Below are 26622 nucleotides of genomic sequence, written 5' to 3'. Positions count from 1 at the left end.
ATGGCACGTTATTTCCGTCGTCGCAAATTCTGCCGTTTCACCGCGGAAGGCGTTGTAGAGATTGATTATAAAGATATCGCTACGCTGAAAAACTATATCACTGAAAGCGGCAAGATTGTTCCGAGCCGTATCACCGGTACTCGTGCAAAATACCAGCGTCAGCTGGCCCGCGCTATCAAGCGTGCGCGTTACTTGTCTTTGTTGCCGTACACTGACCGTCATCAGTAATCGGCCACTGTCCATTAACGAGACTTTGAGAGGATAAAGTAATGCAAGTTATTCTGCTTGATAAAGTAGCAAACCTGGGCAGCCTGGGTGATCAGGTAAACGTTAAAGCGGGCTATGCTCGTAACTTCTTGGTTCCGCAGGGCAAAGCTGTGCCGGCAACTAAGAAAAACGTTGAGTTCTTCGAAGCACGCCGTGCTGAACTGGAAGCCAAACTGGCTGACGTTCTGGCTGCTGCTGAAGCTCGCGCCGCTAAGATCAAAGAACTGGGTAGCGTTACCATCGCGTCTAAAGCAGGCGACGAAGGTAAACTGTTCGGTTCCATCGGTACTCGCGATATCGCTGATGCGGTAACGGCTGCCGGTGTTGAAATCGCTAAGAGCGAAGTTCGCCTGCCGAACGGCGTTCTGCGTACTCTGGGTGAGCACGAAGTGAGCTTCCAGGTACACAGCGATGTCTTTGCTGAACTGAATGTCGTTGTTGTTGCTGAAGCATAATTTACGTTTATCGTTGAATTAACGCTTTAGTTAACATGTGAAACGCTGGCCTTGTGCCAGCGTTTTGCATTTTAGGGATTGGGAAATGGACTATCCTTACCTGACTACCCTAAAAAGGAGACGCTAAAAAGGAGGCCGTATGTCCGATTTGATTCACCTCATCCGCGTGTATGATGCGCACGCCCCTTTTTCTTCCCCCACTTTTCTTATTGACCGCCTGTGGCCGCGTGGCATCAGTAAAACGCGCCTGGAAGGGGTTGAGTGGTTTAAAGACATTGCGCCGAGCAGCGAGCTGCGAAAATGGTTCCACGCTGAGCCTGAACGTTGGGCGGAGTTTGTGGATTATTATCGTAATGAGTTAGCGCAGGGGACGGCGTGCAACAGGCTGTTGGCGTTACTTGAGCAGAAGAAGACTATAACGCTGCTTTATGGCAGTAAAGATGCGCAGCACAACCATGCTCTCGTCCTGCGCGATTTCCTATTGGAACAGCTGGCCCGCTAGCGTGTGCGGGTGAACGCGCCGTCCGCACCGCGCGTGAACCGAATCGTCTGGTTTGCTGTGGTTTCGATTTCCAGCTCTGCCACCATGCCTTGCGCATTCAGTTGTAATTTGACCGCCTGACCTGCCCGCAAATTGCTGAGTGGCTTATCTCTGCCTTCCACCTGCGCCATAGCGAACACATCGCTGACGGGCAAGTTATTATCGCGAAAGAGCTGTGCCAGTGTTTGCCCTGATGATATTTCATAGTTCCGCCACGGCGCTGAATGCTGAGCCGGTGGCGGTGTAGGCGCATGTTGCTGCTGTGATGTGGAAGGCGGATTTTCAATAATCACGGCCTGCATCGCAGCCTGATTATCCGCCTGAGTAAGAGGTACGGGGGTGCTACGTGCAGGCTGCGGATGTTGCGCGCTGTAAGGCCAGAGCAATACGACCAGCAGCAGTGCGATAGCGATTAAAATCCAGCGACGATGGAGGAGAGGCAACGGTTCCATCCAGTGGTAGCTGTCGGGCAGATGCCAGATTTTTTGCAGCGTGACACTCATACGTTCACGCAGGGAAGGGGGAGACAGACGCTCCTGCTCTTCATTCGCCTCATCATTTTCTACGGCTACAGCATCTGAGGGCTGCCGCTGGATAATTCGCTGGCAGAAGCGCACTAGCGTTTGATAATCCCAGGTGGTTTTCCGCTTCCTGGGCGCAATTCTGCCCATGGTGACCTCTCTTACTACAATTCAGTATAAAAACAGTCAGTATAAAAACGCATCAGATAAAAATGATGTCATTAACCACGCTATGCCAACAATAACGCTGCGTCAGCATAAAAACCGTATCAGGATAAGAATGCGTTCAGTATACCGATAATTTCCCTTAGCTGACTAGTTAACACGTTGATGAACAAGGCAGCCGATGTATTAGGAATAGTAGAATCACCAGTATAGGCCAGCTTCCGGCAATGGCTTGGCTCGCGTTCAGTTAACGTGATTACCTGCACACAGGATTTTACCCCAATCCCCGTCGCTGTTATGCTGCGCTTTCAGTTTTTTACAGATTAAAAGGAACATCCATGACAACTCCTTCTTTTGATAGCGTCGAAGCGCAGGCAAGTTACGGCATCGGCTTACAGGTTGGTCAACAGTTACAGGAATCAGGGCTTGAAGGTCTGATCCCAGAAGCCCTGCTTGCTGGTCTACGCGATGCGCTGGAAGGTAACGCGCCTGCGGTGCCTGTGGATGTGGTTCATCGTGCGCTGCGTGAAATCCATGAGCGTGCTGATGCGGTACGTCGTGAGCGCCAACAGGTGCTGGCGGTAGAAGGCCAACAGTTCCTGGCGGAAAACGCGCAGAAAGAAGGTGTGGATAGCACAGAGTCCGGTCTGCAATTCCGTGTGTTAACTCAGGGTGAAGGAGCAATTCCTGCTCGTCAGGATCGTGTTCGTGTGCATTACACCGGTCGCCTGATTGACGGCAGTGTGTTCGACAGCTCCGTTGAGCGTGGCCAACCTGCAGAGTTCCCGGTCAGCGGCGTTATTCCTGGCTGGATTGAGGCGTTGACGCTGATGCCAGTCGGTTCTAAGTGGGAGCTCTATATCCCGCATAACCTGGCATATGGCGAACGCGGTGCAGGCGCTTCCATTCCGCCGTTCAGCGCGCTGATTTTTGAAGTAGAACTGCTGGAAATTCTGTAATCTCCAGACAAAAAAAAGGCGCTCACTGAGCGCCTTTGTTGTTTCTACTGAATGGTTTTTACTGACTTTTTTATTTTTTGGACTTTCTTATTTTTTTACTACAGCGACATTACTCACCACGCAGTGCGCGTGGGAACAGCAAATTGTTTTCCAGATGGATGTGTTCCATCAGATCGGTAATAAACTCGTTAATACCTGAGTACAGTGCGCGCCAGGTGTTGCAGGCACCTTCTGGTGGCACGACGCCGTTGGTCAGCTCTTTGACCACTTCCACATCACGCCCTGCGTCATCATGCTCATGTTCCATCACTGAAATCGGTGCGGCAGCATTTGCCCCCATTCCCTGACTAATCATTGGGAAGAGGATGCGCTCTTCTTTCATCATATGCTGGGACAGTTCGTTATAGATTGCGGTCAATTGTGCTGCGAGGCCGTGCGGACAGTCTGCTTTATCGTGGTGCACCCGCTCGACTTTTTCTGCCATCAGAATCAGTTCCGGCAATTGTTCACGGTGGCGGTCATGAAAGCGAGGAATGATGTACGCGATAATGTCAGCCAGTGGTGCTTCACGCCAGTCTCGTGCATCAGAAGGCTGTGCAGCCAGCTCATTTAACTGGGCTTCTAGCTCATCGATATTGAGATCTTTTTTGCCAGCCGCGCGGCTTAGCGTTTGTTTTCCGCCGCAGCAGAAGTCCAGATTGAGTTCACGAAAGAGCTTGGTGGCGCGCGGAATAGCGATAGCCAGTTCACCCAGGGATTGATCGCGGTATGCCATGATGATGCCTCTCAACGAATGCAGTTTATAAATTGCATTTTAAATGCATCTTTTGGTGTTGAATATACCGCTTACGAGGTAGGCGGTAAAAAGCATGCCGAGGTTGCTGACAAAGTCCGTATAGCGGTGTGAGTTCAATAAACAGGTTCGTCAACAGTCTGATTGTTCTACTGCACGGTATTGCGGGTCTCAAGCGACTGGGTGATGGTTTGCAATAATGCGGGAATATCCATCCTCGGCAATACGACCTCTATAAGTGACAAGCGAGATTCTGCGTTCACGAGCTCAAGCACCTGCGCGAGCGCGGCGGGCGAACGTACCTGTTCGCAGAGTATCTCGTTTTCATCCGCACCTAGCGCAGCGGGAAGCCGTGTCCAGTTCCAGGCCGCAATATCGTTATAGCGCTGTTCTGGGCCATGAATAGCCCGTTCGACGGTGTAGCCTTCGTTGTTCAGCACCACAATGACCATGTTTAAGCGATCCCGAATGATAGAACCGAGTTCTTGTACGGTAAGCTGAAATGAGCCATCGCCGATCAATAGAACTACACGTCTTTCTGGTTCAGCAATCTGCGCGCCGAATGCCGCTGGCAAAGAATAGCCTATCGAGCCCCACAGCGGTTGGACGATGAAATGGCAGTCCCTTGGTAGCCGGAGCGTCGCGGCCCCAAAACACGAGGTACCCTGATCGGTCACGAGAATATCGCCAGGGCGGAGGAAGCGCTGCATCTGTTGCCAAAATTCATGCTGGCTGAGCGCGTTCTTGCATTCTGCTTGTGGTAAGGCCGGAGGCGTAATGGTGTGATGATCCCAGCGGGGCGCGAGCGGCGCGGTGATTTTTTCCAACGCGGCGATAGCATCTGACATTGGTACGGAGGAGAAAACCTGATTCCCTACGCGAGCTAACGTTGGTTGAATGTCGATATTTTTTTCGCTCGGAATCTGATGGCTAAAACCGGTGGTAATCGTATCGGTATAGCGTACGCCGATGCTGATGATGACATCTGCGTCCTCGATGTGTGCCCGGATCGCATCGTGACTGCCGCCACCCGCGTAGGTGCCGGTAAAGCTACGGTGCTGTTCGTTTAGCGTACCTTTGCCCATCAGTAAGGTGGCATGGGGAAGTGGCGTTTTATCAAGCCAGCGTTGGATTTGTTCCGCGACGCCAACGCGTTGAGCCAGAAAGTCTGCCAGCAACGAAACTGATTTTGCCTTACCTAGCATACCGGTGGCCGCGGCGGTAAAGGCTCGCAGAGCGTCATCAGAGCGTAATGGTTCGGGGATAACGAGCGGATAGGAGCGTGTGTTGACGGGAGCCGCCGCGACGTCCAATGGCAGGAACAGGTATACCGGTTTGTGCTGAGAAAGCGCTTCCCCAATGACTCTGTCGATCTCTGTCGTTGCGTTCTCGACGGTGAGGTGGGCTTGTGCAACAGTGACTTCTGCCGCCATGCGAGAAAAGTGGTTGAAGTCTCCATCGCCTAATGTGTGATGAAGTAATTCGCCGTTGCGTTGTGAAGTCAGGCTGGGGGCTGCGGCAATATGAATAACGGGCAGGTATTCGGCATAGCTGCCTGCGATGCCGTTAATTGCGCTGAGTTCACCTACGCCGAAGGTGGTGAGCAGCGCCGCAGCTGGACGACATCGCGCATAGCCATCGGCGGCGTAAGCGGCGTTTAATTCGTTCGCGCAGCCCACCCAGGCGATCTCTGGGTGTCTGATGACATGATCGAGAAAATGCAGATTGTAATCGCCCGGCACACCGAAGAGATGCTGGATACCAATCTGTGCCAGACGATCCAGTAAATAATCGCCCACCGTATAATTTTTGCCCATCGCTGTTCCCTCTATGAATGACGGATATTCTGAGAATAAGTATTAGCGATAAGGTGAATATTTCTAATACTTATTCCCTATGGTTAACCCTATAATTTGCGTCTATTCGTGCTTGAAAGGGATATTTGGCATTAAATTTATTAATGAATTAATAGGGTGCTGATGAATAGCGTGCATTGGCGTTAGCGAAACGTTAAGAACGGTAAAATCAGGAAAATGCGCATTTATCTGATAGTGGGACAGAGGAATTCCCCGTATATCTTTGCCAGGCCGCAGTCGCGGTGAGCAAGGAGTACCCTCTATGTTTAAGCCACTCGTCATCAGTGCCCTGTTTGTGGGAATGTTTGCGGTTATGCCAGCGCCAGAGGCTAAGGGTGCAAGCATCGATTTGATGCCTGGCGTTACGTTGAATATCGGCGAGCGTGACAGACGCGGTAATTACTGGGATGGCTATGACTGGCGCAGCGAGCGCTGGTGGCAGGAGCACCGGGGTTACCATCGTGGTGAACGTAATCGACACGGTTACTACTGGGATGGCTGGCGCTGGCGGGATGCTCGCTGGTGGCGTGAGAGCCAACGCGATAGACGCGATTACGACAATCGCCGTTTTGATCCTCCACGCTATGTTGACGAGCGGGGCCCGCGTCGCGGTGATTGGGATAGGCGTGGACATGAGCGAGGAAATGGCTATTACCGCAATGGGCGAGGGGCGTTCCGCGATTAGCTAAATAAAAAAGCGCCGCTAAGGGGCGGCGCATGTTCGTCAGCGAAGGGCGTTTAGTTTGCCAGTTTTGCAGCGATGTCTGCGATGCGCTGGCCATACAGTTTACCGGTCGCCAGATCGCCGGCGACCACTTCATCTGCGCTGGCATCAGAAGGTGTTTGTGCCAGCAGACCCACGGAGCCACCTAAATTGTTCAGATCGTCACGTTTTGCCGCTTTGGCATTGGAAGGCAACTGGTTCAGGCTGACCCAAATCCCGCCGTGCTGTGAAGCCAACGTTTGCAGATAAATCAGCGTAACCTGTTTGTCCCCATTCAGGCTGGCACTGTTAGTAAAGCCGCCAAACACTTTGTTGCTCCAACTGCGGGACATCCAAACTTTAGAGCTGGCATCCGCAAATTTCTTGAACTGCCAGGGAACGCCGCCCATGTAAGTCGGTGCACCGAAAATAATCGCGTCGGCAGCGGCGAGTTGCTCCCACTCGGCATCGGTAATGTTTCCTTCAGCATCAATCGCGATCAGCGCTGCTTGCGCGCCTTCTGCTACGGATTGTGCCAGACGTTGTGTGTGGCCATAGCCGGAATGATAAATAACGACGCTTTTTGACATTATTGTCCCCATTTTTCTATGTTGTATCGGTATGTCGATAACCTACTTTACACCGAGAAAAGATTATCTCTGTTTCATTACTCTGTAACATTATGATACTGGAGTGAAAATGCGAGATAACCGGGTTTGAGTTACGGGGAGTTCAGGCTCCCACCGCAGCAGGAGCCTGACAGGGCTGTCAGCGTTTATTTAGCGTGTTGCAGGTCAATACGATAAACCGCAAAGCCGGTGTCATCATTCCCGACGGACGTCATCGGGTACTGCGCTTTCTCTTTGATAAACGCCGTGGCTTTCTCTGACGGTGACGTCTCAAAACGGATATCCAGCGGCGTGTCGCTGATGATAGGTGCTAGACGCCAGTTGTTATCCGCCTGCGGTTTCACTTCTCCCGATTTTTGCGTTTCCGCACTAATGTAAGCCGCGAGCACGGAACGGTTTTCATCCGGCGAGGCAAAGGCCACATATTTTTCACCCGTACCGGCAAATTTCTCACCATAAGCGCGATAGTTATTCGTGGCGATCAGGAAGGTTGCTTTAGGATCGATTGGTTTGCCGTTAAACGTCAGCGCGTTGATACGGTGTGATTTCTCGTTGATTAACGCGCACTCGCTGTCATAGCGGGCAGGTTGCGTGACATCAATCTGATAATTGACGCCATCGATCACGTCGAAGTTATAGGTGCGGAAGCCATCCCAGTTGAGTAGCGACTGTGGTTCACGCTTGCTCGTATCAATTTGTTTGAACTGGCCCGCAGAGCACTCCAGCCATTCCTGCACCTGCTGCCCGTTGACTTTCACCACCACCAGCGTATTTGGGTAGAGATACAAATCGGCGGCGTTACGGAAAGTGAGCTGGCCTTTTTCTACTTCGACATAGCTGGCCGGATCGTTTTTACGTCCACCGGCTTTAAACGGTGCGGCGGCGGAGAGCACTGGCAGATCGGCCAGATCGGGATCGCCCTGAATAAAGTGTTCGACATAGGCGCGCTGGGCATTGTTGACGATCTGCACGGTCGGATCGTCCTGAACCAGCGACAGGTAGCTGTACATGTTGTCTGCGGATTTGCCGATGGGTTTGCTGACGAACTCACGCGTGTCTTTGTGCGCATCGGAGAGCACTTTTACGAGCTTGTCGTCTTCCGCTGCCAGTGATTTCTTCTGCGCTTTGTCATAAATCGGTCTGGCTTCTGCTGTCGCCTTTTCCACTTTCCATGTGCCGCTGTCGTTATTCAACGTAAAATCGACGACGCCGAGGTGGTCACCCCATTGCCCCGGCATGACGGCAGGTACGCCGTTAAGCGTTCCCTGTTTGATATCCGCGCCTTTGATGTTGGCAAAGTCACTGCTGGGGAAAACGGCATGAGCATGGCCAAACATGATTGCATCAACCCCAGGAATTTGGCTGAGGTAGTAAACGGAGTTTTCTGCCATGGCTTTATACGGCTCGGCAGACAGGCCGGAGTGAGGGATAACGATGACCAGATCGGCACCTTGTTTACGCATTTCTGGCACCCATTTTTTGGCACTCTCCGTGATGTCTTCCACGGTGACTTTGCCTGTCAGATTGGCTTTATCCCACACCATTACCTGCGGCGGGACGAAGCCAATATAGCCAATGCGCAGGGTATGCTGCTTACCTTCGCGATCCGTGACTGACTTGTTTTCAATGTGGTAAGGCGTAAACAGCGGCTTACCCGTTTTTGCATCCAGCACGTTGGCGTTCACGTAAGGAAATTTCGCGCCGGACAGCGCCTTGTGCAGGTAGTCCAAGCCATAGTTGAATTCGTGGTTACCGATATTGCCGACGGAATAATCCAGCGTGTTCATCGCCTGATAAACCGGGTGTACATCGCCCGCTTTCAGCCCTTTTGCCGCCATGTAGTCGCCTAACGGGCTGCCCTGAATCAGGTCGCCATTATCGACCAGTACACTGTTGGTGGCCTGTTCGCGTGCGGCGTGAATCAAGCTGGCGGTACGCACCAGACCAAACTTATCGGTTGGCGTATCCTTGTAGTAATCGAAATCCATCATATTGCTGTGCAGATCGGTGGTTTCCAATACCCGTAAATCAACGGTAGCGGCATGAACGGTCGTGGCGACCAGCGTTGCAAGCAGGCTGAGTGCCAGTGAATGCTTCATTGGGTAACTCCTTGTGCGGTGATTGTCGATGCGTAAGGCGATCGGGGGTGTTTTTCATATCATGATGAAGTTAAAGTGATTATCGCCTCTAAATCCTGAGGATGACATCAATAATGGCAATAATCGTAGATTGCCTCACAGATGTATAATGAAGGGTAGAGATGAAGTCTGCGTTACGCGCAACCGATAACGATGAGGTAGAGCATGTTAGAACCGATTTGCCAACTGGCCCGTGACGCCGGTGCTGCCATTATGCACGTTTACGATGGGCAACATCCGGTGGATGTCGCACACAAGAAAGATGATTCACCCGTGACCGCTGCCGATCTTGCCGCGCATAGGGTGATTAAAGACGGGCTGGCCGCCGCGTTTCCTGATATTCCTCTGCTGTCAGAAGAAGATCCACCAGCGTGGGAAATTCGCCGGCACTGGCAGCGCTATTGGCTAGTTGACCCGCTGGATGGCACTAAAGAGTTCCTCAATCGCAACGGTGAATTCACGGTAAACATTGCGCTGATCGAGAACGGTCAGGCGGTGCTGGGCGTGGTTTATGTACCGGTCACGGGTGTGATGTACTCCGCAGCGGAAGGCAAAGCCTGGAAAGAAGAGAACGGTCAGCGGCGGCAAATTTCGGTGAAGCAGGCGCATCCGCCGCTGGTGGTGGTCAGCCGCTCTCATGCCGATAGCGAGTTAAAGGATTATCTCAACCAACTAGGCGAGCACCAGACGGTGGCGATTGGATCATCGCTAAAATTCTGTCTGGTGGCTGAAGGCGAAGCGCAGCTTTACCCCCGCTTCGGGCCAACTAACATTTGGGATACCGCGGCGGGCCATGCGGTGGCGGTGGCAGCAGGGGCGCAGATTCACGATTGGCAGGGGCAACCGCTGTCCTACACGCCGCGTGAATCTTTCCTCAACCCCGGTTTTCGCGTCTCTTTATTTTAGCGCTATTTCTCTTCCAGCAACTGACGCAGCAGGGACATCACCTGCTGCACGTCCTGCCCGCTTAATGCTCCATCCTTCACGAACCGAATTTTCCCTTGTTTATCCAGCACCGCGATAGCGGAGCTTTGCGGCTGTAGCTGCCAGGCTTTGCGCACGTTGCCGTTGCTGTCGACAATGAATTGCGACCATGGAAAGGCTTTCTTGTTGTCCTCAAGGCTACTGCGCACAAACATGCTGGTGCCGATGATGGCATCGTCGGTATTCACGATTGTCGTCGTTTGGTAATAATCATGCGGTAGGTTAGCGGCCTTCAGCGCGGAGATGAGGGGATCGTTCATCTCTTTTGCCGAGGTTCGGCCAGCGATGTGCTGTATCACCCGTACTTTCCCGGGCAATTGCGCGCTGTTCCAGTTTTTATAACTAAACTGATTATTAAGGTACTGAAGTTCTCCCCGATCTGCGACGCCGATAGGGGGAACTAATTGGTTGAGCACCAGCGTATGCGCTGACGTGGAGAGCGAAATAAGCCCCAGTAAGGGAGTGATAGAGAGCGCGAGCAGCAGGTGGCGTATTTTTATCATGGCATGTCCTTCAGTGTGGGGAGCCTGATGCGATGTCTATTATGGAAAATGTCAGGCTATGGAATAAGCGTAGATTCAGGAAACTGGTCTGTCCTGCTCCGTGCTGAAACGGTTTGTGGTCGAGTGCACAAAACCCTTACTTTTGAAGGTTTATACTGATGGCTAAGGGTTTATTTAAACACTGTTCTGTAAAAATCTGTAAAAGCAGTTAAGAATACTGAATAGTGGGGAACTAAAAGCCGTTTTACAGGACTAATTAGCAGTATCCGTTATCTCATTAGCGCTCCAGAACCTCAGCCATGTTGGCGATAGGGAGAGCGTAGAAAAATAAAACGGGAGAGTAAAACGATGAGGATCTTCGAACGTTACAACCCTTTGAAAGTCGCTAAATATGTAAAAACCCTGTTTCGTGGGCGGCTGTACATAAAAGGGGTTGGTGCTTTTGAGTTCGACTACGGCAAAATTCTTTTGCCAAAGAAACAGGATAAGCAGCATCTTCTGGTGATGTCCGAGGTGAATCGCCAGGTCATCCGGCTTCAGGCCGAGATGGGATGAATGATAAAGAAACGGCCCATAGCGGGCCGTTCTGGTATATCACTCGCTGATTGACAAGGTTAGTCCGTGCTATCAGCCCGCGCGCTGGATGCGACGATAGGTCGGTCTTCCAAACGGGTGACCAACAGCTGATCGATCTTATAGCTATCGATGTCCACCACTTCAAACTTATAGCCTGAGAAACGTACGGCATCGGTACGTTTGGGGATTTTCCGCAACGTATACATCATGAAGCCGCCAATGGTTTCGTAGTTGCCGGAGTGCGGGAAGTCATCAATATTCAGCGCCCGCATCACGTCTTCTATTGGCGTACCGCCTTCTACCAGCCAGGAATTCTCATCGCGCGCCACAATCTGCTCTTCCATACCTTGACCGACAAGATCGCCCATTAGGGTGGTCATCACGTCATTAAGCGTGATGATACCGACGACCAGCGCATATTCATTCAGAATGACTGCGAAATCTTCGCCCGCCGTTTTGAAGCTTTCCAATGCTTCGGACAGCGTCAGCGTATCCGGTACGATCAGCGCCGGGCGAATCTGCACGCCGCTGCTTAGCGTCAGGCTTTGGTTTCCCAGCACCCGAATCAGCAGATCTTTGGAGTCCACGTAGCCGACGATCTGATCAATCGTGCCATCGCAAACCAGAAACTTGGAATGCGGCTGCTGGGCGATTTTTTCCTTAATGCTGTCTTCCTGCTCACGCAGATCGAAGTAAACCACGCTTTCGCGCGAGGTCATTGAGGAAGGTACGGTGCGGGATTCCAGTTCAAATACGTTCTCGATGAGTTCGTGTTCCTGCTTACGCAGTACGCCAGCCAATGCGCCAGCTTCCACCACGGCATAAATATCATCGGATGTGATGTCATCCTTACGTACCATCGGCAGTTTGAGCAGACGGAAAATGACGTTAGCCAGGCCGTTAAATATCCAGACTAGCGGGCGGAAAAGGAACAGGCAGAAGCGCATGGGGTTGATTATGCGGACCGCTACGGTTTCCGGCGCAATCATACCAATGCGTTTCGGGGTGAGATCGCCAAACAGGATGAACAGGCTGGTGACAAGGACGAATGAGCAGATGAAGCTGACTTTATCTGCGGCTTCAGGTGACATGAAGCGTTCAAACAGGATGGAAAAGGTAGGAGAAAATGCCGCATCGCCGATGATACCGGCCAGAATGGCGACGGCGTTGACGCCAATCTGAATCACGGTAAAGAAGATGCCCGGCGTTTCCTGAAACTTGAGCACCAGATCGGCGTTGAGGTTTCCCTCATCGGCCATCAGTTTGAGTTTAATTTTACGAGACGCCGCCAGCGATATCTCGGACAACGAGAAAAATGCACTGATGGCAATAAGAAAAAGAATCAGTAATAGACTGTTTAACATAGTTTTTACTTTAGGTAAGTTTTCGCATGAGCCGAAATTGACGCAGCGATCCTCAGAAAGGTGAACACATAAAGGTGAACACATTATGATCATTGTTGAAGGTCAAAACCGGGCGAGGATGGGCCCGGTTCGGGCGCATTATAGCAGGAGCGGTGAAATTACCGCCAGCGGTCAACGCGGTGGCGGCAGACAGACGCCGATGCCGCCTAACCCACAGTAGCCGTTCGGGTTCTTGTGCAGATATTGCTGGTGATCATCTTCAGCATAATAGAACGGACCCGCAGGCTCTATTTCTGTGCTGATCGCGCGGCCATCACCGTTCTCTCTCATCGCCTGCTGAAAGCGCTGAAGGCTTTCCTGTGCTGCCTGTTCCTGCTCAGGCGTGAGCGTGTAGATGGCGGAACGGTACTGGCTGCCGATATCCCCGCCCTGACGCATGCCTTGCGCAGGATCGTGATTTTCCCAGAACTGTTGCAACAATTGACCGTAGCTGATGACCGCAGGATCGAAAACGACACGTACCGCTTCAGCGTGGTCAGTCTTCCCGCTGCACACTTCACGGTAGGTTGGATTGGGCGTATAACCGCCAATATATCCCGCCGCTGTGCTGTAGATCCCCGGTTGTTGCCAGAACAAACGCTCCGCTCCCCAGAAACAACCCATGGCAAAAATAGCCACGGACATATGGTCTGGCACATGCGTCATTGAATGTTCATTCACGACATGCAGTCTGGCCACTGGCATCGGGGTGGAACGCCCCGGTAAAGCATCGGATTGCGTAATCCGCTGTGTCTTATCAATCGAACTCATCACGTTGTTAACTCCAACAGGACTGGGTGAATGACCCTCTCTCACTGAGAGCATAACTAAGAAGTATTGACCTGTCTTTATATCTTAAAAGTGTTTAATGTTAAGGTAATGCGTGTCCATAACGCGAAAAAGTGATAATTGCAGATTAATATCTAACGCTAAGATAAAAAATTAGTATTTATCACTGATTTCATGCGGGGTTATTAGCCTGTTGCTGCTTTACATGATGTTTTGTTTGGAAACATGAACCTCTATGACCGTCAGCGTGGCGGGCGAAGTGATGAAAGCCATGCTATAGGTTTTGGGTGACAGATCGATTTATCAGGGAGCTCAGTGACTATTTTCATTGCAAAAAGACGTTTTACTTCAAAGAACCGTTTCATTGGGCAAAAAAGTGCCACCGGGAAAAAAGGCATAGCGGGAAGAAAAACCGGCCTTGCTCGCTGCGGTGGTGTCTCTCGATACCGGATTCTTGGCCTGATGTGCGCGTTGCTCATGTTGGTGCCTGAAAGCCAGGCGGCGAATGTGCGTCTGCAAGTCATGGGGCTAGAAGGGCAGTTGCAAAAGAATGTACGGGCGCGTTTATCCACCATAGCGGGCGATGAGGTGAATGCCGACGGACGTTTCCGCTCACGCGTTGATGAAGCGATCCGTCAGGGGTTGCGAGCACTCGGCTATTACGATCCACAGATAGGTTTTGAATTTCGGCCTGCCGTTAATGGTGGGCGACCGGTATTGATTGCCACTGTCACCCCTGGCGACCCGGTAAAAATTGCAGGGGTGAACATCACGCTGCGCGGCGGTGCGCATGATGATAAAGATTACCAACAGCTGGTTAAAGACGATCGCCCCGAGATTGGCTCGGTGCTGAATCATAGTGATTACGATCGTTTTAAAAGCGGGCTGAACGGTTTGTCGTTACGCAAAGGCTACTTTGATGCGCGCTTCCTGCAAAGTCAGCTCGGTGTGATGCGTGAAGAAAAAGAAGCCTTTTGGGATATCGATTTTGACAGCGGGGAACGCTATCGCTTTGGCGCTGTACACTTTCAGGGCGCACAAATCCGCGATGATTATCTGCAAAATCTGGTGCCGTTTCATGACGGTGATGTGTATACCAGCGAAGATCTCGGCGAGTTAAACCGCCGCCTTTCCGCGACCGGGTGGTTCAATTCTGTCGTGGTGTCGCCCAATTTTGACCAGTCAAAAAGTACCAAAGTTCTGCCGCTGGATGCGGTGGTAACGCCGCGGACCCGTAACCGCATCGAAACCGGGGTGGGTTATGCGACGGATGTTGGCCCCCGTTTTAAAACCACCTGGAATAAGCCTTGGGTGAATTCACGGGGTCACAGCCTGGAAAGCAGCCTGAGCGTCTCCGCGCCAGAGCAATCGCTTGATTTTAGCTACAAAATTCCTTTGTTGAAGAACCCACTCGAGCAGTATTACCTGCTGCAAGGCGGTTTCAAGCGCGAAGATCTCAACGATACCCAATCTGATGGCACCACGCTGAATGTCGCTCGCTACTGGGATCTCTCTAGCGGGTGGCAGCGGGCGATTAATCTGCGCTGGAGTCTCGACCACTTTACGCAGGCGAGCGTAACGGATACCACGATGCTGATCTATCCGGGTGTCAGCATTAACCGAACCCGCCAGCGCGGTGGGCTGATGCCGGTATGGGGCGATACGCAGCGCTACTCTATCGACATTTCCGACACCACGTGGGGATCGGATATCGATTTTGCCGTGGTTCAGGCACAAAACGTCTGGATTCGCACGCTGGCGGATAAACACCGTTTCGTCGCGCGCGGCAATTTGGGCTGGATTGAAACCAATAATTTCTCCCGTGTGCCGCCCTCACTGCGGTTCTTTGCCGGTGGCGATCGCAGCATCCGTGGGTATAAATACAAATCTATTTCGCCGCGCGACAGCGACGGCAAACTGACCGGTGCGTCTAAACTGGCGACCGGAGCGCTCGAATACCAATACAACGTGACGGGAAAATGGTGGGGCGCGGTTTTTGTTGATTCAGGTGAAGCGGTGAATGACATCAAACGGAGTAACTTCAAGACCGGCACGGGTGTCGGTGTACGCTGGGCCTCGCCGATTGGTCCGGTGAAATTCGATGTTGCCATGCCGATTGGCGATGCAGAGAAGAAGAACGATGTTCAGTTCTATATCGCACTGGGGCCTGAATTATGATGGATGATAAAAACGACAACAGCACACCCGCTGCGGTGACGGAAGAACAGGTCGCGCAGGATCATGTATCGGCGGTGCCAGTACGAAAAGGACGCTGGTGGAAACGTATCGGGATTGGCCTTGTTGCATTCTTACTGCTGCTCGTGGTTGGCGTGGGCCTGTTAGTCGGGACCACACCGGGTCTGCACCTGTTGCTGAATACCGCCGCGCGCGTGGTGCCGGGGTTGGAGATCGCCAGCGTGAGCGGTGGTTGGCGTGATTTAACCCTGAAAAATGTCAGCTACGAAATGCCGGGCGTAACGGTAAAGAGCGAAGAATTTCATCTGTCGCTCGCGCTGGGCTGTCTGCGTAAAAGCCAGCTGTGCATCAATGACCTCTCGGCTAATCGCATTGACGTGGTGGTAGATACCAAAGCGTTGCCTGCATCAGAAGAACCTACAACGCCTTCAGAACCAGTCACAGAAATCTCCGCGCCTTTCCCTATTTCTCTGCGTCAACTGGTGCTCAACGGCGTTCAGGTTACCGTCGATGATACGGCGATTTCACTGGGTGAATTCCGTACGGGAATGCAGTGGGAAGGACGCGCGTTGACGCTGTTACCGACCAAAATTAGTGCGCTGCTGGTGGCTTTGCCGAAAACGCCTGTTGATGTGTTGGAAGATGGCAAAGTGACGGCAGCGGAAATGGCGTCCGTCATCAAAGAAACGGCGGAAAATGTCCGCGAGGCAGCTGAACAAGGCACCTCACAAACGCTTCAAATCGATAACGTGCTAGAAGCAAATAACACGGTAGCGACAGCCACGACGACGACACCGATACCAACGGCGAAAACGGATAATGCCTCGGACAAACCCGCGGTGCCTGAACAGCCTCTGGGTGAACGCCTCAGTGAACTATTCTCCAAACCGCTGCTGCCGGATTTACCGCAGTTCACGCTACCGCTGGATTTGAACATCGTTGAGATTCACGGTGAACAGCTGCGGCTGACGGGCGATCAGGATATTTTGATTAATAACCTGTTCGTGCAGGCGTCAACCCAGCAACAGCATTTGCGTCTGGATAAGCTGATCGTGCAATCGCCGCAGGGGGGATTGAATGTGCGCGGTGAGGCGACGCTCAGTGATAACTGGCCTGTTTCACTGGCGGCGAACGGCGTGTTGAACGTCGATCCGCTCAAGGGGGAGACGCTGAAGCTGACGGTCGATGGCGGACTGCGCGAACAGTTGAATGTGGCGCTGAATCTCTCGGGGCCACAGCGTGCGCAGTTGGAGCTGCAAACCAAATTGGTAGAAGCCGGGCTACCGCTGGCGTTGACGCTGCAAACCGAACGCGTGCGCTGGCCGTTGACGGGCGCAACACAGTATCAGGCCAGCAACGTCATGCTGCGTTTTAACGGCAAAGTGACAGACTATGCCCTGTCGCTGCGCGGCGACTTGAGCGGGGCAGATATTCCTCCAGCGACACTGTTGCTGGATGGCAAAGGTAATGAGCAGCAGTTTACGCTGAGTCGCCTACGGCTGGCGGCGTTGCAGGGCAATGCCGATCTGAACGCCCTTATCGACTGGAGTAAAGCAATCAGTTGGCGCAGTGAGCTGTTGCTGAACGGGATTAACACCGCGAAACAGTGGCCCGAATGGCCCGCGAAAATAGATGGCAAGATAACAACGCGCGGTAGCGTCTATGGCGGTAGCTGGCAGTTGCAGGTGCCGGAACTGCGGCTGGATGGTAACGTGAAAGCGAATAAGCTCACGGCCAGAGGTGAACTGCGCGGTAACGCGGCGGGGCAGTGGACAATACCTGAGCTGAATCTGGCGTTAGGGCGTAACCAACTTAACGTCAAAGGCGATCTGAGCGACAAGTGGCAGTTGGATGCCGACATCAATGCGCCGTCGCTGGATGGGATGTTGCCCGGTTTGGCGGGGCGCGCCATTGGCACACTCAAGCTACGCGGTAATCTGCGTGAACCGCAGATGCTGGCGGATATTACGGCTTCTGGTCTGCGCTGGCAGGCGATCACCATTAGTCAGGTGAGGGTAGAAGGTGATGTGCGTTCTGAACAGCAGATTCAGGGCAAACTCGCGGTGCGCCTTGAAGCGCTGAAGCAGGACGGCCTGAATATTGCCCTGTTGACGCTGGATGCCAGCGGCAATGAGAAGCAGCATCAGCTTCGGTTGACTATGCAGGGGGAACCGGTCGCGGGGCAACTGGTGCTTTCAGGTAGCTTTGATCGTCAGGAACAACGCTGGCGTGGAACGCTGAACAATACCCGTTTCGACACGCCGGTGGGGGAATGGCGTCTGGCGCAGGATATGGCGTTGGATTACCAGAATACACAACAGAAGATCACGATTGGAACGCACTGCTGGCGCAATCCGAACGCCGAGCTGTGTGTACCAAAAGCGATTGAAGCAGGGCCGAGCGGGCAGGCGAGTATCCGACTGAACCGCTTCGATCTCGCGATGTTAAAACCGTTCCTGACGGAAGATACGGTGCTGGCTGGGACGTTCACGGGCGGTGCCGATATCAGTTGGCAGGCGGGACAAGGTTTACCACAGGCGAAAATTTCGCTGGTGGGTAACGGCGTGAGCGTGCGTCAACAGATGCAGGGCAATACGCTGCCGATTGATTTCGATACCTTTACGTTGAATGCTGGGCTCGATCGTGGACGAGCACAGCTCGGTTGGCTGATGGCAATTCGGGAAAACGGGCGCTTCAGCGGCGATATTCAGGTGAGCGATCCACAGGGGCGGCGCAATCTCGGCGGCAGTGTCACGATCAATAATATTTCGCTGGCCTTGCTCAACCCCGCATTGAGCAAAGGAGAAAAGGCGGCAGGCATGCTAAATGCAAACCTGCGTCTGGCGGGCGATGTCGCTCGCCCGCAGATATTCGGCCAAATGGTGCTGGAACGGTTGGATATTGATGGTAACTGGATGCCTATCGATCTGACTAACGGGCGGCTGGCGGTAAACTTCAGCGGGATGTCGTCAACGCTGCAAGGCTTTTTGAAAACGGACAATGGGCAACTGAACCTCGGTGGGAATGCCGACTGGTCTCGGCCTGACGCCTGGCGTGCGCGCATTGCCGCGAAAGGCCAGAAGCTGCGGGTGACGATTCCACCGATGGCGCGGTTGGATGTGTCGCCGGATATTGTTTTTGAAGCGACGCCGCAGCTGTTTGCGCTCAATGGATCGGTCAGTATTCCGTGGGCGCGCATTGTGGTTAAAGACATGCCGGAAAGCGCGGTGGCGGTGTCATCGGATGAAGTGATGCTCGATGCCCAACGCCAGCCGTTGAAGAAAGCCAGCGCTGCGATTCCGATTAACAGCAATCTAACGATCCGCGTCGGGAATGATGTTCAACTGGATGCGTTTGGGTTGGCCGCTCGTCTACAGGGTGACCTGAAGATGGTTCAGGACGAGCGCGGATTAGGGCTGAACGGCCAAATCGATATTCCATCCGGTCGTTTTAAAGCCTATGGGCAGGATCTGATCGTTCGTAAAGGACTGATTTTGTTCTCTGGCCCACCAGATCAGCCGATCCTGAATATCGAAGCGATTCGTAATCCAGACAACACAGCTGATGACGTTACGGCTGGTGTTCGCGTTACGGGCATGGCCGCCACGCCGAAGCTGGAAGTCTTCTCCGATCCGGCGATGTCACAGCAAGAAGCGCTCTCTTATCTGCTGCGTGGACAGGGTTTGGACAGCGGTGGAGCAGATAGCTCGGCGATGACCTCAATGTTAGTAGGTTTAGGGGTTGCACAAAGTGGTCAAGTTGTGGGTAAAATCGGCGAGGCCTTTGGCGTAAGTAATTTAGCTCTGGATACACAGGGTGTTGGCGATAATTCTCAGGTTGTCGTCAGCGGCTACGTCCTTCCGGGTCTGCAAGTGAAATATGGAGTTGGCATATTCGATTCTTTGGCAACGTTAACGCTGCGTTACCGCCTGATGCCAAAGCTATACTTGGAAGCGGTGTCTGGAATTAGCCAGGCACTAGATGTGCTCTATCAGTTTGAGTTCTAGCGATGCGAATTATTGTTTACGGCAGTTTACGACGCAAACAGGGAAATAGTCATTGGATGACGAATGCGCAATGGTTAGGGGATTGTCAGCTCGCCGGTTTCGAGCTGTACGATCTCGGCCATTATCCGGCAGTCGTCCCCGGAAATGGAGAAATCCATTGTGAGGTTTATCGCATCAGCTCGTCGATACTGACGGAGCTGGATGCTTTAAAGCGAGACGGCCATGAATACCAGCGAGAGCTGATTTCCACTCCTCTGGGTAGTGCCTGGATCTACCTATATAAACACCCGACTGAAGGGTTGACGCGTATTGCCAGCGGCGACTGGTTGAAACGTGATGAAGAGGCTTGAGGTCGAGTAACCACCAAATCATGGTCGGTATAAATAAAAACACCGCGTAATGCGGTGTTTTTGATCGTGCTATTTTTGAGCACGTCATGTTTTCGCATACGCAATGCTTTTGATTGCGTATTGAAAGGCGCTTATTTGTTTTTTGCGCGCTCGAAGGAAGCAACGATTTCGGCTTTCGCCGCAGCAGCGTTATCCCAACCTTCAACTTTCACCCACTTGCCTTTTTCCAGATCTTTGTAGTGTTCAAAGAAGTGGCCGATCTGTGCACGCAGCAGTTCAGGCAGGTCGTTAACGTCTTTAATGTGATCGTATTCTTTGGTCAGCTTACTGTGCGGAACGGCAACCAGCTTGGCATCTTCACCAGCTTCGTCGCTCATTTTCAGTACGCCAACAGGGCGGCAACGGATCACTGAGCCAGGCTGTAACGGATACGGGGTTGGTACCAGCACGTCAACCGGGTCGCCATCCAGAGACAGCGTGTGGTTGATGTAGCCATAGTTGCATGGGTAGAACATGGCGGTAGACATGAAACGGTCTACAAACAGCGCACCAGTATCTTTATCAATTTCATATTTAATCGGATCGGCATTCGCGGGAATTTCAATCACTACATAGATATCTTCTGGCAGATCTTTACCTGCCGGAACATTGTTCAGACTCATGTCAGTTTCCTTCTCTTAAAACCTGAAATAGCGTGGCCGTCATTATAGCCAAAAAGCATTTAATGTCGCCGATTTTTAGCGTGTCGAAGCACTATGCATTCGCGTGAGTCGTTTAAGTAAAAATACTTTCGTTACTAAAGTTTCTTTAAAGAAAGCAGGCTTGTTACCGATAGGAACATGATCGAGATCACGTTATGTGGAGCATTTCTCCGCATTTATTTATCGTTTGTAATTCCAGGGAAACAAAAATGTTAAGAAACATCACAATCAAGACGAGCTTGATTGCTTTGTTGGGCACGATGGTACTGCTCTTATTACTCGTATGCGGAATTGGCATCACCTCAATCAATCAGGGGATCACATCGCTCACGACCATTGACAAGATTCAGGGCAAAGAAGTGACGGCGCTGGCAGGGAGTTACACGGCCTCGCTGCGTGCCAGAACGGGGGCAGCATTGGCTGCCCGCCAGATGGAAAATGGACTGACCGATCTCGCGAATGCGTCAGTGGCGAGAGCAGAAGCCTACACGGCACTTTCCCACAAAGAAATGGCGCGTTTTCTTTCCTATGGCACCGTAACGGAACGCGGCGCCAAAATGGCGGCAGAGGTCAAAAGCAATTACGAGCAATATATGAATCTTGGCGTTCAGCCGATGGTCGATGCGTTGAAACGCGGCGATGTGAATGCCTATTACGTGCTGTTGCAGGACGTACTACCACCGCTTAGCGTGAAGATGGATAAGGTAGCGAATGAATTTCGCGACTTTGGCCTGGAAGTCGGGGAAAACATGCTGGCAGAAGCAGAACGCTTTGCGTTCGAGCGCTTGACGATCATCGGTATTGCTTGTCTATTCGTTCTGCTGCTGGTGTTGGCTGCCTGGGTCGCCCTGAAGCGTTCTATTTTGTCTCCGCTTGAAGAGACGGTCGAACAGTTGGAATTTATTGCCCATGGCGATTTGACTCAACAGATTGCCGATGGTGGTAATAATGAAATTGGTCGCCTGATTCAGGCGATGAAAGCAATGCAGCATTCGCTGGCAACCGCCGTAGGGCGTGTCCGCGATGCGGGTATGCAGATCGATGTTGGTACGCGCGAACTGTCTTCCGGCAACACCCATCTGGCCGCCCGTACGGAAGAGTCAGCCTCATCGCTGGAAGAAACCGCAGCCAGTATGGAACAACTCACCGCTACGGTAACGCTAAACGCCGAGAGTGCGGAACAAGCCCATACGCTGGCGCAAAATGTGTCTTATATCGCCAATAAAGGCAGCGAGATGGTGGGGAACATGATTGAGAAGATGCAGATGATCTCCAGCAGTTCCGCCCGTATTGGCGATATTCTGGCGGTGATTGACGGTATCGCGTTTCAGACCAATATTCTTGCGCTGAATGCAGCAGTTGAAGCCGCGCGAGCGGGTGAACAGGGACGTGGATTTGCCGTGGTCGCGGGTGAAGTCCGTAATCTGGCGCAGCGCAGTGCACAATCAGCGAAAGAGATCAAAACGCTGATGGAGGAATCCCAGAGCCGCGTCAGTGAAGGCACCATTATGGCAAAAATGACGGGCGAAACGATGGATGACGTCTCTGACGCCGTGGCGCGCGTGACGTCCTTGATGCGTGAAATCTCAACGGCAACGCGTGAACAGAGTAATGGGATTGGGCAAGTGAATCTGGCGGTATCGCAGATGGATGAGGTCGCACAGCAAAATGCGTCTCTGGTTGAAGAATCTGCGGCAGCCACGCGCTCACTGGAAGATCAGGCGCGCCTGCTGGCAGAAAGTATGTCTCAGTTTAAAGTCCAGTCGCAGACGTTTGCCGCCATCGGCCGATTCTAATTCCCCCTTCATACTTCATAAAAAAATTCCCGTGAACGCGGGAATTTTTTTGCCTTACTCTTCGGGGGACGTATTCTCGTCTTCTGGTTGCTTCTTCTTGCGCAGTTTATCCCAGATTTTACTTTCCTGTCCGCGCCATAGGCGTTGGATGTTGTCGTGGTGACGCATCAGTATCAGACAAGAGAGCATCGCAACGGGAAAGGTAAACTGTGGTTTGAACCACCAGACATAAAACGGGGCGATAAGCGCACTGACGATGGCACCGAGTGAGGAATAGCCGCTCAGCAGAACGGTCAGTAGCCAGGTTCCGGTCATCAGGCCTGTCAAATCCCAGCCGATAGGGGCGATGGCACCAAAAGCGGTTGCCACACCTTTCCCCCCGCGAAAGTGGAAAAAAACGGGATAGATATGACCGAGGCAGGCAGCAATGGCGGTTAACCCGAGATACAGCGGGGCAACGCCCAATGCGTAAGCAGCCCAGACTGGCAACATACCTTTCAGAACGTCAAAAACCAACACGGTTGCTGCGGCCGCTTTGCCGCCAATACGCAATACGTTAGTGGCTCCAGGATTGCCAGAACCATGCTGACGCGGGTCGGGTAGCCCAGCAATTCTGCAAAACAAAATCGCACTGGAAACAGAGCCACACAGATACGCGATTAACATCATACCAAGCGCGGTAACACTCATAACGCCATTCCGTTTAATAAGGGTCGTTTTACTCTTCTCATCTGTGGATAATACGCATATTCCGTCGGAAGTGGTATCCGACAGCGACAAAAACAGAGAACGGCGTGATGGATATCGTATTTATTGAAGAACTTACTGTAATCACTACCATTGGTGTTTACGATTGGGAACAGACTATCCAGCAGAAATTGGTGTTCGATATCGAAATGGGCTGGGATAACCGTCAGGCCGCGGCCAGTGACGATGTTAAGGACTGCCTGAGCTATGCCGATGTTAGCGATGCGGTGATTGCCCATGTGGCAAACCAGCGCTTTGCTCTGGTGGAGCGCGTTGCTGAAGAAGTCGCACAGTTGCTGATGCAGCGCTTCTCGATCCCTTGGCTGCGGATCAAGCTCAGCAAGCCAGGTGCCGTCGCGCAGGCGCGTCAGGTTGGGGTCATTATCGAACGCGGTACGCGATAAATCTGATTTAATAGAATAAATACTGATTTACGTGCAACTAAACCGTAACCCAAATAGTCTATAAGCCAATTGTAGCGGCTCGCGAAAGTACGCGGCCGCTTTTTTATGGGCTCAATTTTCGTTTTTATTAGAGGCAAGGATTTTTAGATGACTGACCTGCATTCGCTGCTAATCGCATTTATTCTTGGCGTGGTCGAAGGGTTGACCGAGTTTCTGCCCGTATCGTCTACGGGGCATATGATTATTGTTGGTCATTGGTTGGGGTTTGTTGATGAGAAAGCCAAGACGTTTGAAGTGATTATCCAACTTGGCTCAATTCTGGCGGTTGTCGTCATGTTCTGGCGTCGTCTCTTTGGCCTGATTGGGATTCACTTTGGCAAGGTGCCGCATGAAGGGCATACGGCTGGCCGACTGAAGTTGACGCACATCTTGCTGGCTATGATCCCCGCGGTGGTGCTTGGGCTGGTTTTCCACGACGTGATCAAATCGTTATTTTATCCACAAAATGTGATGTATGCGTTGGTGATCGGTGGTTTTCTGCTATTAGCGGCTGAATGGCTCAAGCCTAAAAAACCACGTGCCGTTGGGCTGGATGACATTACGCATCGTCAGGCGTTTATGATTGGTTGTTTTCAATGTCTGGCGCTGTGGCCCGGTTTTTCACGTTCGGGAGCGACCATTTCCGGCGGAATGCTGGTGGGCGTCAGCCGCTATGCGGCCTCTGAATTCTCTTTTATTCTGGCGGTTCCCATGATGATGGGCGCGACCGTTCTGGATCTGTATAAAAGCTGGCATTTCTTGTCTCTGGCTGATGTGCCAATGTTTGCCGTGGGGTTTGTGACGGCGTTTGTCGTGGCGCTGATTGCGATTAAAACCTTCCTGAAAATCATCAAGCGTATCTCGTTTGTCCCCTTCGCCATTTACCGTTTTATCGTCGCGGGCGTGGTTTACATGGTGTTTATGTAAGATTGAGAGCGTATTCTGTCGTTAGATAGAGAAGGGCCGCGCTAATGCGTGGCCTCTTTTTTTTCAGGATGTGCCCAATATATCAGGCTGTTGTGCTTTCCACTCTGCCAGAGCGTGAATACGGCGGCGAGCCAGTTCATTGCGCACGTCAATACCCTTAAAACCGTCGGCGACGACGCTTGCGCTGCTGACCAGAGCGGCAACGCGGAAGGCTTCACGCAGGTAATCGCCTTGTGGATAAGGATTCTCTTCAAAACCGGCTCGGCCTCTGGCATCGGCCTCGCTCGTCAGCGCTAGCTGCTCCAGACGCTGGGGTTTGCGCCAGACATCAATTGCATCAAATAACTTCAATAGCGTTTTGGGTTGCAGTACCTGCACGGTATGAATCAGGTCATGATATTCCGCAACCAATTTCGCCAGATCGCGAATGGGATTAGGCACACGTAAACGCTGACACAGGGCTTCAACCAGTTTGACACCCGCAGGGCCGTGGCCATGATGCCGTGGCCACAGTTCGGGGGGCGTTAGCCCTTTTCCGACATCGTGACACAGTGTGGCAAAGCGCACGTCAATCTCAGGGCTGAGGCGTGCGGCCATTGCCACCGTCATCATGGTGTGAATGCCGGTATCGATTTCCGGGTGCCATTTGGCTGGAGCGGGTACGCCATAGAGGTTATCGATTTCAGGGAACAGTACAGCCAGCGCACCGCAGTCACGCAGCACCTGAAAATAAACATCCGGCGACGACGTTCCGAGAGCCTTTTCCGTCTCTTTCCAGACGCGTTCTGGCGTCAGGTAAGCCAGTTCACCCTCATGCACCATTTTTTGCATCAATACCATGGTTTCTTCTGCAATCTGGAAGCCGAGGTGGGCAAAACGAGCGGCAAAACGGGCGACACGCAGGACGCGTAACGGATCTTCGCCAAAGGCGCCAGAGACATGGCGCAGTACGCGGTTTTCGAGATCGCGACGACCGTGATACGGATCGATCAGCTCGCCCTGCTCAGTACGGGCAATCGCATTGATGGTCAAATCGCGGCGGAGTAAATCCTGCTCTAACGTGACATCCGGTGCGGCATGGCAGACAAACCCAGTATAGCCTTTGCCGGATTTGCGTTCGGTTCGTGCGAGGGCGTATTCATCGTGGCTGACAGGATGCAAGAAAACGGGAAAATCCTTTCCAACCTGCTGGTAGCCCTGTGCAAGCAGATTCTCCGGCGTAGCGCCGACCACCACCCAATCTTTTTCGGTGACGGGTAAACTCAGCAGGCTGTCCCGAACAGCACCGCCGACAAGGTAAATCTTCAACGTTGGGCTCCTGAATAAATAACCAATGTTTCGCAACATACTATCATCTTTATGCTGTTGCGTTGGCCGCAGAGAAAAATGCCTGCGAGAAGCAGGCATATATTCCAATCAATTCATCCAACGGTCATTTTTCTTTTTACGCGGGATGATGTGCGGCAGCAGCAAGCCTAGCAGCAAGCCTATCCCCGCAACCCCACCACCATACATGAACCACTGTAGAATGATGGTGCGCTGCTTATCATCAAGCTGGACATTTGCCGCACTGACTTTTTTCTGTGCCACGGTAAGCTGATTTTTCAGATCCTGATTTTCCTGACGTAATCCGTTGATAATATCATCGCTGGCAGCCACTTTTTGCTGCATATCGGCGGTACGCTGGTTCCAAGTCTGATCGATATTATTCAGTTTGTCAGTCAGGTCTTTTACCTGTTTTTCCAATTCCGGCACCCGGGTGCGCAGGCTTGGCGTATCACTAAGCTGGTCGAGAGGAATCCAGGTGGTACGGTTTTTATCATCACGGATCTGCGCATAGCCTGCGCTTTCATTAACGCTGAGTAGCGTGACCTCAGCGCCTGCATTCAGCGTGCCGACGATACGATATTGATTGCCCGGCCCGCTGTGGACATATGTCAATAACTCATCGGAAATGTAGCGTTTTTCTTCCGCCTGAGTGGTCCAACTCAGCGTGAGAGAAAATAAAGTGAAACAGAGTAAGCCTAATTTCTGCATAAGATCATCATGTTGCGTTAATGGTGGTCTGATAGTAGAGGCTTAAGTCTGACGAGGCAATGTATAAACCGAAATGAGAACAGTCTTACTCTTGGCGGAGGTTGTGCTAGGAAGGCTGTGCTCTCCGTATTTAAAC

At 52.2% G+C, this 26622-nt stretch carries 25 protein-coding genes; 13 read left to right on the top strand and 12 right to left on the bottom strand.

Annotated features, from left to right (window positions below; all coding sequences use genetic code 11):
• The 3 genes from rpsR (at window position 1) to E2566_RS17115 (ending at window position 1224) form a co-directional block, all read left to right on the top strand.
• The gene (gene rpsR, locus E2566_RS17125) at window positions 1–228 is read left to right on the top strand and encodes a 30S ribosomal protein S18 (RefSeq protein WP_005974788.1); all 228 of its coding nucleotides are present in this window, start codon (window positions 1–3) and stop codon (window positions 226–228) included.
• Window positions 229–269: 41 nt separating this feature from the next.
• Complete coding sequence (rplI, locus tag E2566_RS17120; protein WP_107170005.1) at window positions 270–722, top strand: 50S ribosomal protein L9; 453 nt, start codon at window positions 270–272, stop codon at window positions 720–722.
• 139 nt (window positions 723–861) lie between these two features.
• Window positions 862–1224 (top strand): DUF488 domain-containing protein, encoded by a 363-nt coding sequence (locus tag E2566_RS17115; protein WP_107170006.1) that lies wholly within the window; start codon window positions 862–864, stop codon window positions 1222–1224.
• On the opposite strand, the gene E2566_RS17110 is transcribed toward E2566_RS17115, so the two are convergent.
• On the bottom strand, window positions 1221–1934 hold the full coding sequence (locus E2566_RS17110; RefSeq protein WP_107170007.1) for a LysM-like peptidoglycan-binding domain-containing protein: 714 nt from the start codon (window positions 1932–1934) through the stop codon (window positions 1221–1223). The two genes, E2566_RS17115 and E2566_RS17110, sit on opposite strands and share 4 nt — an antisense overlap.
• A 353-nt stretch (window positions 1935–2287) precedes the next feature.
• Between E2566_RS17110 and fklB the strand changes: the two genes are divergently transcribed.
• Window positions 2288–2908 carry a BamJ family beta-barrel-assembly machinery protein gene (fklB, locus tag E2566_RS17105; RefSeq protein ID WP_107170008.1) on the top strand — a complete coding sequence of 207 codons (621 nt, stop codon included), beginning with the start codon at window positions 2288–2290 and terminating at the stop codon, window positions 2906–2908.
• Window positions 2909–3017: 109 nt separating this feature from the next.
• On the opposite strand, the gene ytfE is transcribed toward fklB, so the two are convergent.
• Together ytfE and ipdC are read right to left on the bottom strand one after the other, a co-directional pair.
• A complete protein-coding gene (gene ytfE, locus E2566_RS17100) occupies window positions 3018–3683 on the bottom strand; it encodes an iron-sulfur cluster repair protein YtfE (RefSeq protein WP_005974769.1) in 666 nt (221 codons plus the stop codon).
• 167 nt (window positions 3684–3850) lie between these two features.
• Window positions 3851–5518, bottom strand: coding sequence for an indolepyruvate decarboxylase (gene ipdC / locus E2566_RS17095; protein WP_107170009.1), 1668 nt, complete (start codon window positions 5516–5518; stop codon window positions 3851–3853).
• 301 nt (window positions 5519–5819) lie between these two features.
• On the opposite strand from ipdC, the gene E2566_RS17090 reads away from it, so the two are divergent.
• Window positions 5820–6242, top strand: a complete 423-nt coding sequence (locus tag E2566_RS17090) for a DUF2502 domain-containing protein (protein ID WP_107170010.1) — start codon at window positions 5820–5822, stop codon at window positions 6240–6242.
• A 53-nt stretch (window positions 6243–6295) separates the two neighbouring features.
• Here the strand turns inward: E2566_RS17090 and E2566_RS17085 are convergent, their stop codons facing one another.
• On the bottom strand, window positions 6296–6850 hold the full coding sequence (locus E2566_RS17085) for a flavodoxin family protein (RefSeq protein ID WP_107170011.1): 555 nt from the start codon (window positions 6848–6850) through the stop codon (window positions 6296–6298).
• 185 nt (window positions 6851–7035) lie between these two features.
• Window positions 7036–8988 (bottom strand): bifunctional 2',3'-cyclic-nucleotide 2'-phosphodiesterase/3'-nucleotidase, encoded by a 1953-nt coding sequence (locus E2566_RS17080; protein ID WP_107170012.1) that lies wholly within the window; start codon window positions 8986–8988, stop codon window positions 7036–7038.
• Between the two features lie 204 nt (window positions 8989–9192).
• Between E2566_RS17080 and cysQ the strand changes: the two genes are divergently transcribed.
• Window positions 9193–9933, top strand: coding sequence for a 3'(2'),5'-bisphosphate nucleotidase CysQ (cysQ, locus tag E2566_RS17075; RefSeq protein WP_107170013.1), 741 nt, complete (start codon window positions 9193–9195; stop codon window positions 9931–9933).
• A 2-nt stretch (window positions 9934–9935) separates the two neighbouring features.
• Here the strand turns inward: cysQ and E2566_RS17070 are convergent, their stop codons facing one another.
• Window positions 9936–10514, bottom strand: a complete 579-nt coding sequence (locus E2566_RS17070; RefSeq protein ID WP_107170014.1) for a YtfJ family protein — start codon at window positions 10512–10514, stop codon at window positions 9936–9938.
• A 348-nt stretch (window positions 10515–10862) separates the two neighbouring features.
• On the opposite strand from E2566_RS17070, the gene E2566_RS17065 reads away from it, so the two are divergent.
• The gene (locus E2566_RS17065; RefSeq protein WP_005974755.1) at window positions 10863–11069 is read left to right on the top strand and encodes a DUF1107 domain-containing protein; all 207 of its coding nucleotides are present in this window, start codon (window positions 10863–10865) and stop codon (window positions 11067–11069) included.
• A gap of 59 nt (window positions 11070–11128) precedes the next feature.
• Here E2566_RS17065 and paeA read toward each other — a convergent pair whose 3' ends face one another.
• Entirely contained in the window at window positions 11129–12454 is a 1326-nt protein-coding gene (gene paeA / locus E2566_RS17060; RefSeq protein ID WP_107170015.1) for a polyamine export protein PaeA, read from the bottom strand.
• 171 nt (window positions 12455–12625) lie between these two features.
• Window positions 12626–13264, bottom strand: coding sequence for a peptide-methionine (S)-S-oxide reductase MsrA (gene msrA, locus E2566_RS17055; protein WP_107170016.1), 639 nt, complete (start codon window positions 13262–13264; stop codon window positions 12626–12628).
• Window positions 13265–13744: 480 nt separating this feature from the next.
• On the opposite strand from msrA, the gene tamA reads away from it, so the two are divergent.
• From tamA to E2566_RS17040, 3 genes are read left to right on the top strand one after another with little or no spacing between them, the layout of a single operon-like run.
• On the top strand, window positions 13745–15460 hold the full coding sequence (gene tamA, locus E2566_RS17050) for an autotransporter assembly complex protein TamA (protein WP_107170017.1): 1716 nt from the start codon (window positions 13745–13747) through the stop codon (window positions 15458–15460).
• A complete protein-coding gene (gene tamB / locus E2566_RS17045; RefSeq protein ID WP_107170018.1) occupies window positions 15457–19485 on the top strand; it encodes an autotransporter assembly complex protein TamB in 4029 nt (1342 codons plus the stop codon). Before tamA ends, tamB begins: the two co-directional genes overlap by 4 nt.
• A gap of 2 nt (window positions 19486–19487) precedes the next feature.
• Window positions 19488–19835, top strand: a complete 348-nt coding sequence (locus E2566_RS17040; RefSeq protein WP_107170019.1) for a gamma-glutamylcyclotransferase family protein — start codon at window positions 19488–19490, stop codon at window positions 19833–19835.
• A gap of 131 nt (window positions 19836–19966) precedes the next feature.
• Here the strand turns inward: E2566_RS17040 and ppa are convergent, their stop codons facing one another.
• Window positions 19967–20497, bottom strand: coding sequence for an inorganic diphosphatase (gene ppa, locus E2566_RS17035; protein WP_039486249.1), 531 nt, complete (start codon window positions 20495–20497; stop codon window positions 19967–19969).
• Between the two features lie 248 nt (window positions 20498–20745).
• Between ppa and E2566_RS17030 the strand changes: the two genes are divergently transcribed.
• Window positions 20746–22332: a methyl-accepting chemotaxis protein gene (locus tag E2566_RS17030; protein WP_107170020.1), complete on the top strand. Its 1587-nt coding sequence runs from the start codon at window positions 20746–20748 to the stop codon at window positions 22330–22332.
• A 54-nt stretch (window positions 22333–22386) separates the two neighbouring features.
• Here the strand turns inward: E2566_RS17030 and plsY are convergent, their stop codons facing one another.
• Window positions 22387–23022, bottom strand: a complete 636-nt coding sequence (gene plsY, locus E2566_RS17025; RefSeq protein WP_107170021.1) for a glycerol-3-phosphate 1-O-acyltransferase PlsY — start codon at window positions 23020–23022, stop codon at window positions 22387–22389.
• Between the two features lie 107 nt (window positions 23023–23129).
• Here plsY and folB point away from each other — a divergent pair, with 107 nt between their 5' ends.
• Window positions 23130–23483, top strand: a complete 354-nt coding sequence (gene folB, locus E2566_RS17020; RefSeq protein WP_107170022.1) for a bifunctional dihydroneopterin aldolase/7,8-dihydroneopterin epimerase — start codon at window positions 23130–23132, stop codon at window positions 23481–23483.
• A gap of 147 nt (window positions 23484–23630) precedes the next feature.
• Window positions 23631–24449, top strand: a complete 819-nt coding sequence (bacA, locus tag E2566_RS17015; RefSeq protein ID WP_107170023.1) for an undecaprenyl-diphosphate phosphatase — start codon at window positions 23631–23633, stop codon at window positions 24447–24449.
• 63 nt (window positions 24450–24512) lie between these two features.
• On the opposite strand, the gene E2566_RS17010 is transcribed toward bacA, so the two are convergent.
• Window positions 24513–25757 carry a multifunctional CCA addition/repair protein gene (locus tag E2566_RS17010; RefSeq protein WP_107170024.1) on the bottom strand — a complete coding sequence of 415 codons (1245 nt, stop codon included), beginning with the start codon at window positions 25755–25757 and terminating at the stop codon, window positions 24513–24515.
• Between the two features lie 108 nt (window positions 25758–25865).
• Window positions 25866–26486, bottom strand: a complete 621-nt coding sequence (locus tag E2566_RS17005) for a TIGR04211 family SH3 domain-containing protein (protein ID WP_107170025.1) — start codon at window positions 26484–26486, stop codon at window positions 25866–25868.
• Window positions 26487–26622: the final 136 nt, after the last annotated feature.

It is taken from the genome of Pectobacterium punjabense (assembly GCF_012427845.1).
Lineage (GTDB): Bacteria > Pseudomonadota > Gammaproteobacteria > Enterobacterales > Enterobacteriaceae > Pectobacterium > Pectobacterium punjabense.
Note: the sequence above shows the minus strand (reverse complement) of the source record. Positions and strands in the feature narration are given on the sequence as shown.

What these genes read in the sequence shown, in the direction of transcription:
- E2566_RS17090 (WP_107170010.1), top strand. Translation starts at nt 5,820, where the DNA reads ATGTTTAAGCCACTCGTCATCAGTGCCCTGTTTGTGGGAATGTTTGCG.
- E2566_RS17110 (WP_107170007.1), bottom strand. Translation starts at nt 1,934, where the DNA reads ATGGGCAGAATTGCGCCCAGGAAGCGGAAAACCACCTGGGATTATCAA.
- tamA (WP_107170017.1), top strand. Translation starts at nt 13,745, where the DNA reads ATGTGCGCGTTGCTCATGTTGGTGCCTGAAAGCCAGGCGGCGAATGTG.
- plsY (WP_107170021.1), bottom strand. Translation starts at nt 23,022, where the DNA reads ATGAGTGTTACCGCGCTTGGTATGATGTTAATCGCGTATCTGTGTGGC.
- rpsR (WP_005974788.1), top strand. Translation starts at nt 1, where the DNA reads ATGGCACGTTATTTCCGTCGTCGCAAATTCTGCCGTTTCACCGCGGAA.
- paeA (WP_107170015.1), bottom strand. Translation starts at nt 12,454, where the DNA reads ATGTTAAACAGTCTATTACTGATTCTTTTTCTTATTGCCATCAGTGCA.
- E2566_RS17040 (WP_107170019.1), top strand. Translation starts at nt 19,488, where the DNA reads ATGCGAATTATTGTTTACGGCAGTTTACGACGCAAACAGGGAAATAGT.
- fklB (WP_107170008.1), top strand. Translation starts at nt 2,288, where the DNA reads ATGACAACTCCTTCTTTTGATAGCGTCGAAGCGCAGGCAAGTTACGGC.
- E2566_RS17065 (WP_005974755.1), top strand. Translation starts at nt 10,863, where the DNA reads ATGAGGATCTTCGAACGTTACAACCCTTTGAAAGTCGCTAAATATGTA.
- E2566_RS17080 (WP_107170012.1), bottom strand. Translation starts at nt 8,988, where the DNA reads ATGAAGCATTCACTGGCACTCAGCCTGCTTGCAACGCTGGTCGCCACG.
- tamB (WP_107170018.1), top strand. Translation starts at nt 15,457, where the DNA reads ATGATGGATGATAAAAACGACAACAGCACACCCGCTGCGGTGACGGAA.
- E2566_RS17115 (WP_107170006.1), top strand. Translation starts at nt 862, where the DNA reads ATGTCCGATTTGATTCACCTCATCCGCGTGTATGATGCGCACGCCCCT.
- E2566_RS17070 (WP_107170014.1), bottom strand. Translation starts at nt 10,514, where the DNA reads ATGATAAAAATACGCCACCTGCTGCTCGCGCTCTCTATCACTCCCTTA.
- folB (WP_107170022.1), top strand. Translation starts at nt 23,130, where the DNA reads ATGGATATCGTATTTATTGAAGAACTTACTGTAATCACTACCATTGGT.
- ppa (WP_039486249.1), bottom strand. Translation starts at nt 20,497, where the DNA reads ATGAGTCTGAACAATGTTCCGGCAGGTAAAGATCTGCCAGAAGATATC.
- ytfE (WP_005974769.1), bottom strand. Translation starts at nt 3,683, where the DNA reads ATGGCATACCGCGATCAATCCCTGGGTGAACTGGCTATCGCTATTCCG.
- ipdC (WP_107170009.1), bottom strand. Translation starts at nt 5,518, where the DNA reads ATGGGCAAAAATTATACGGTGGGCGATTATTTACTGGATCGTCTGGCA.
- msrA (WP_107170016.1), bottom strand. Translation starts at nt 13,264, where the DNA reads ATGAGTTCGATTGATAAGACACAGCGGATTACGCAATCCGATGCTTTA.
- E2566_RS17030 (WP_107170020.1), top strand. Translation starts at nt 20,746, where the DNA reads ATGTTAAGAAACATCACAATCAAGACGAGCTTGATTGCTTTGTTGGGC.
- cysQ (WP_107170013.1), top strand. Translation starts at nt 9,193, where the DNA reads ATGTTAGAACCGATTTGCCAACTGGCCCGTGACGCCGGTGCTGCCATT.
- E2566_RS17005 (WP_107170025.1), bottom strand. Translation starts at nt 26,486, where the DNA reads ATGCAGAAATTAGGCTTACTCTGTTTCACTTTATTTTCTCTCACGCTG.
- rplI (WP_107170005.1), top strand. Translation starts at nt 270, where the DNA reads ATGCAAGTTATTCTGCTTGATAAAGTAGCAAACCTGGGCAGCCTGGGT.
- E2566_RS17085 (WP_107170011.1), bottom strand. Translation starts at nt 6,850, where the DNA reads ATGTCAAAAAGCGTCGTTATTTATCATTCCGGCTATGGCCACACACAA.
- bacA (WP_107170023.1), top strand. Translation starts at nt 23,631, where the DNA reads ATGACTGACCTGCATTCGCTGCTAATCGCATTTATTCTTGGCGTGGTC.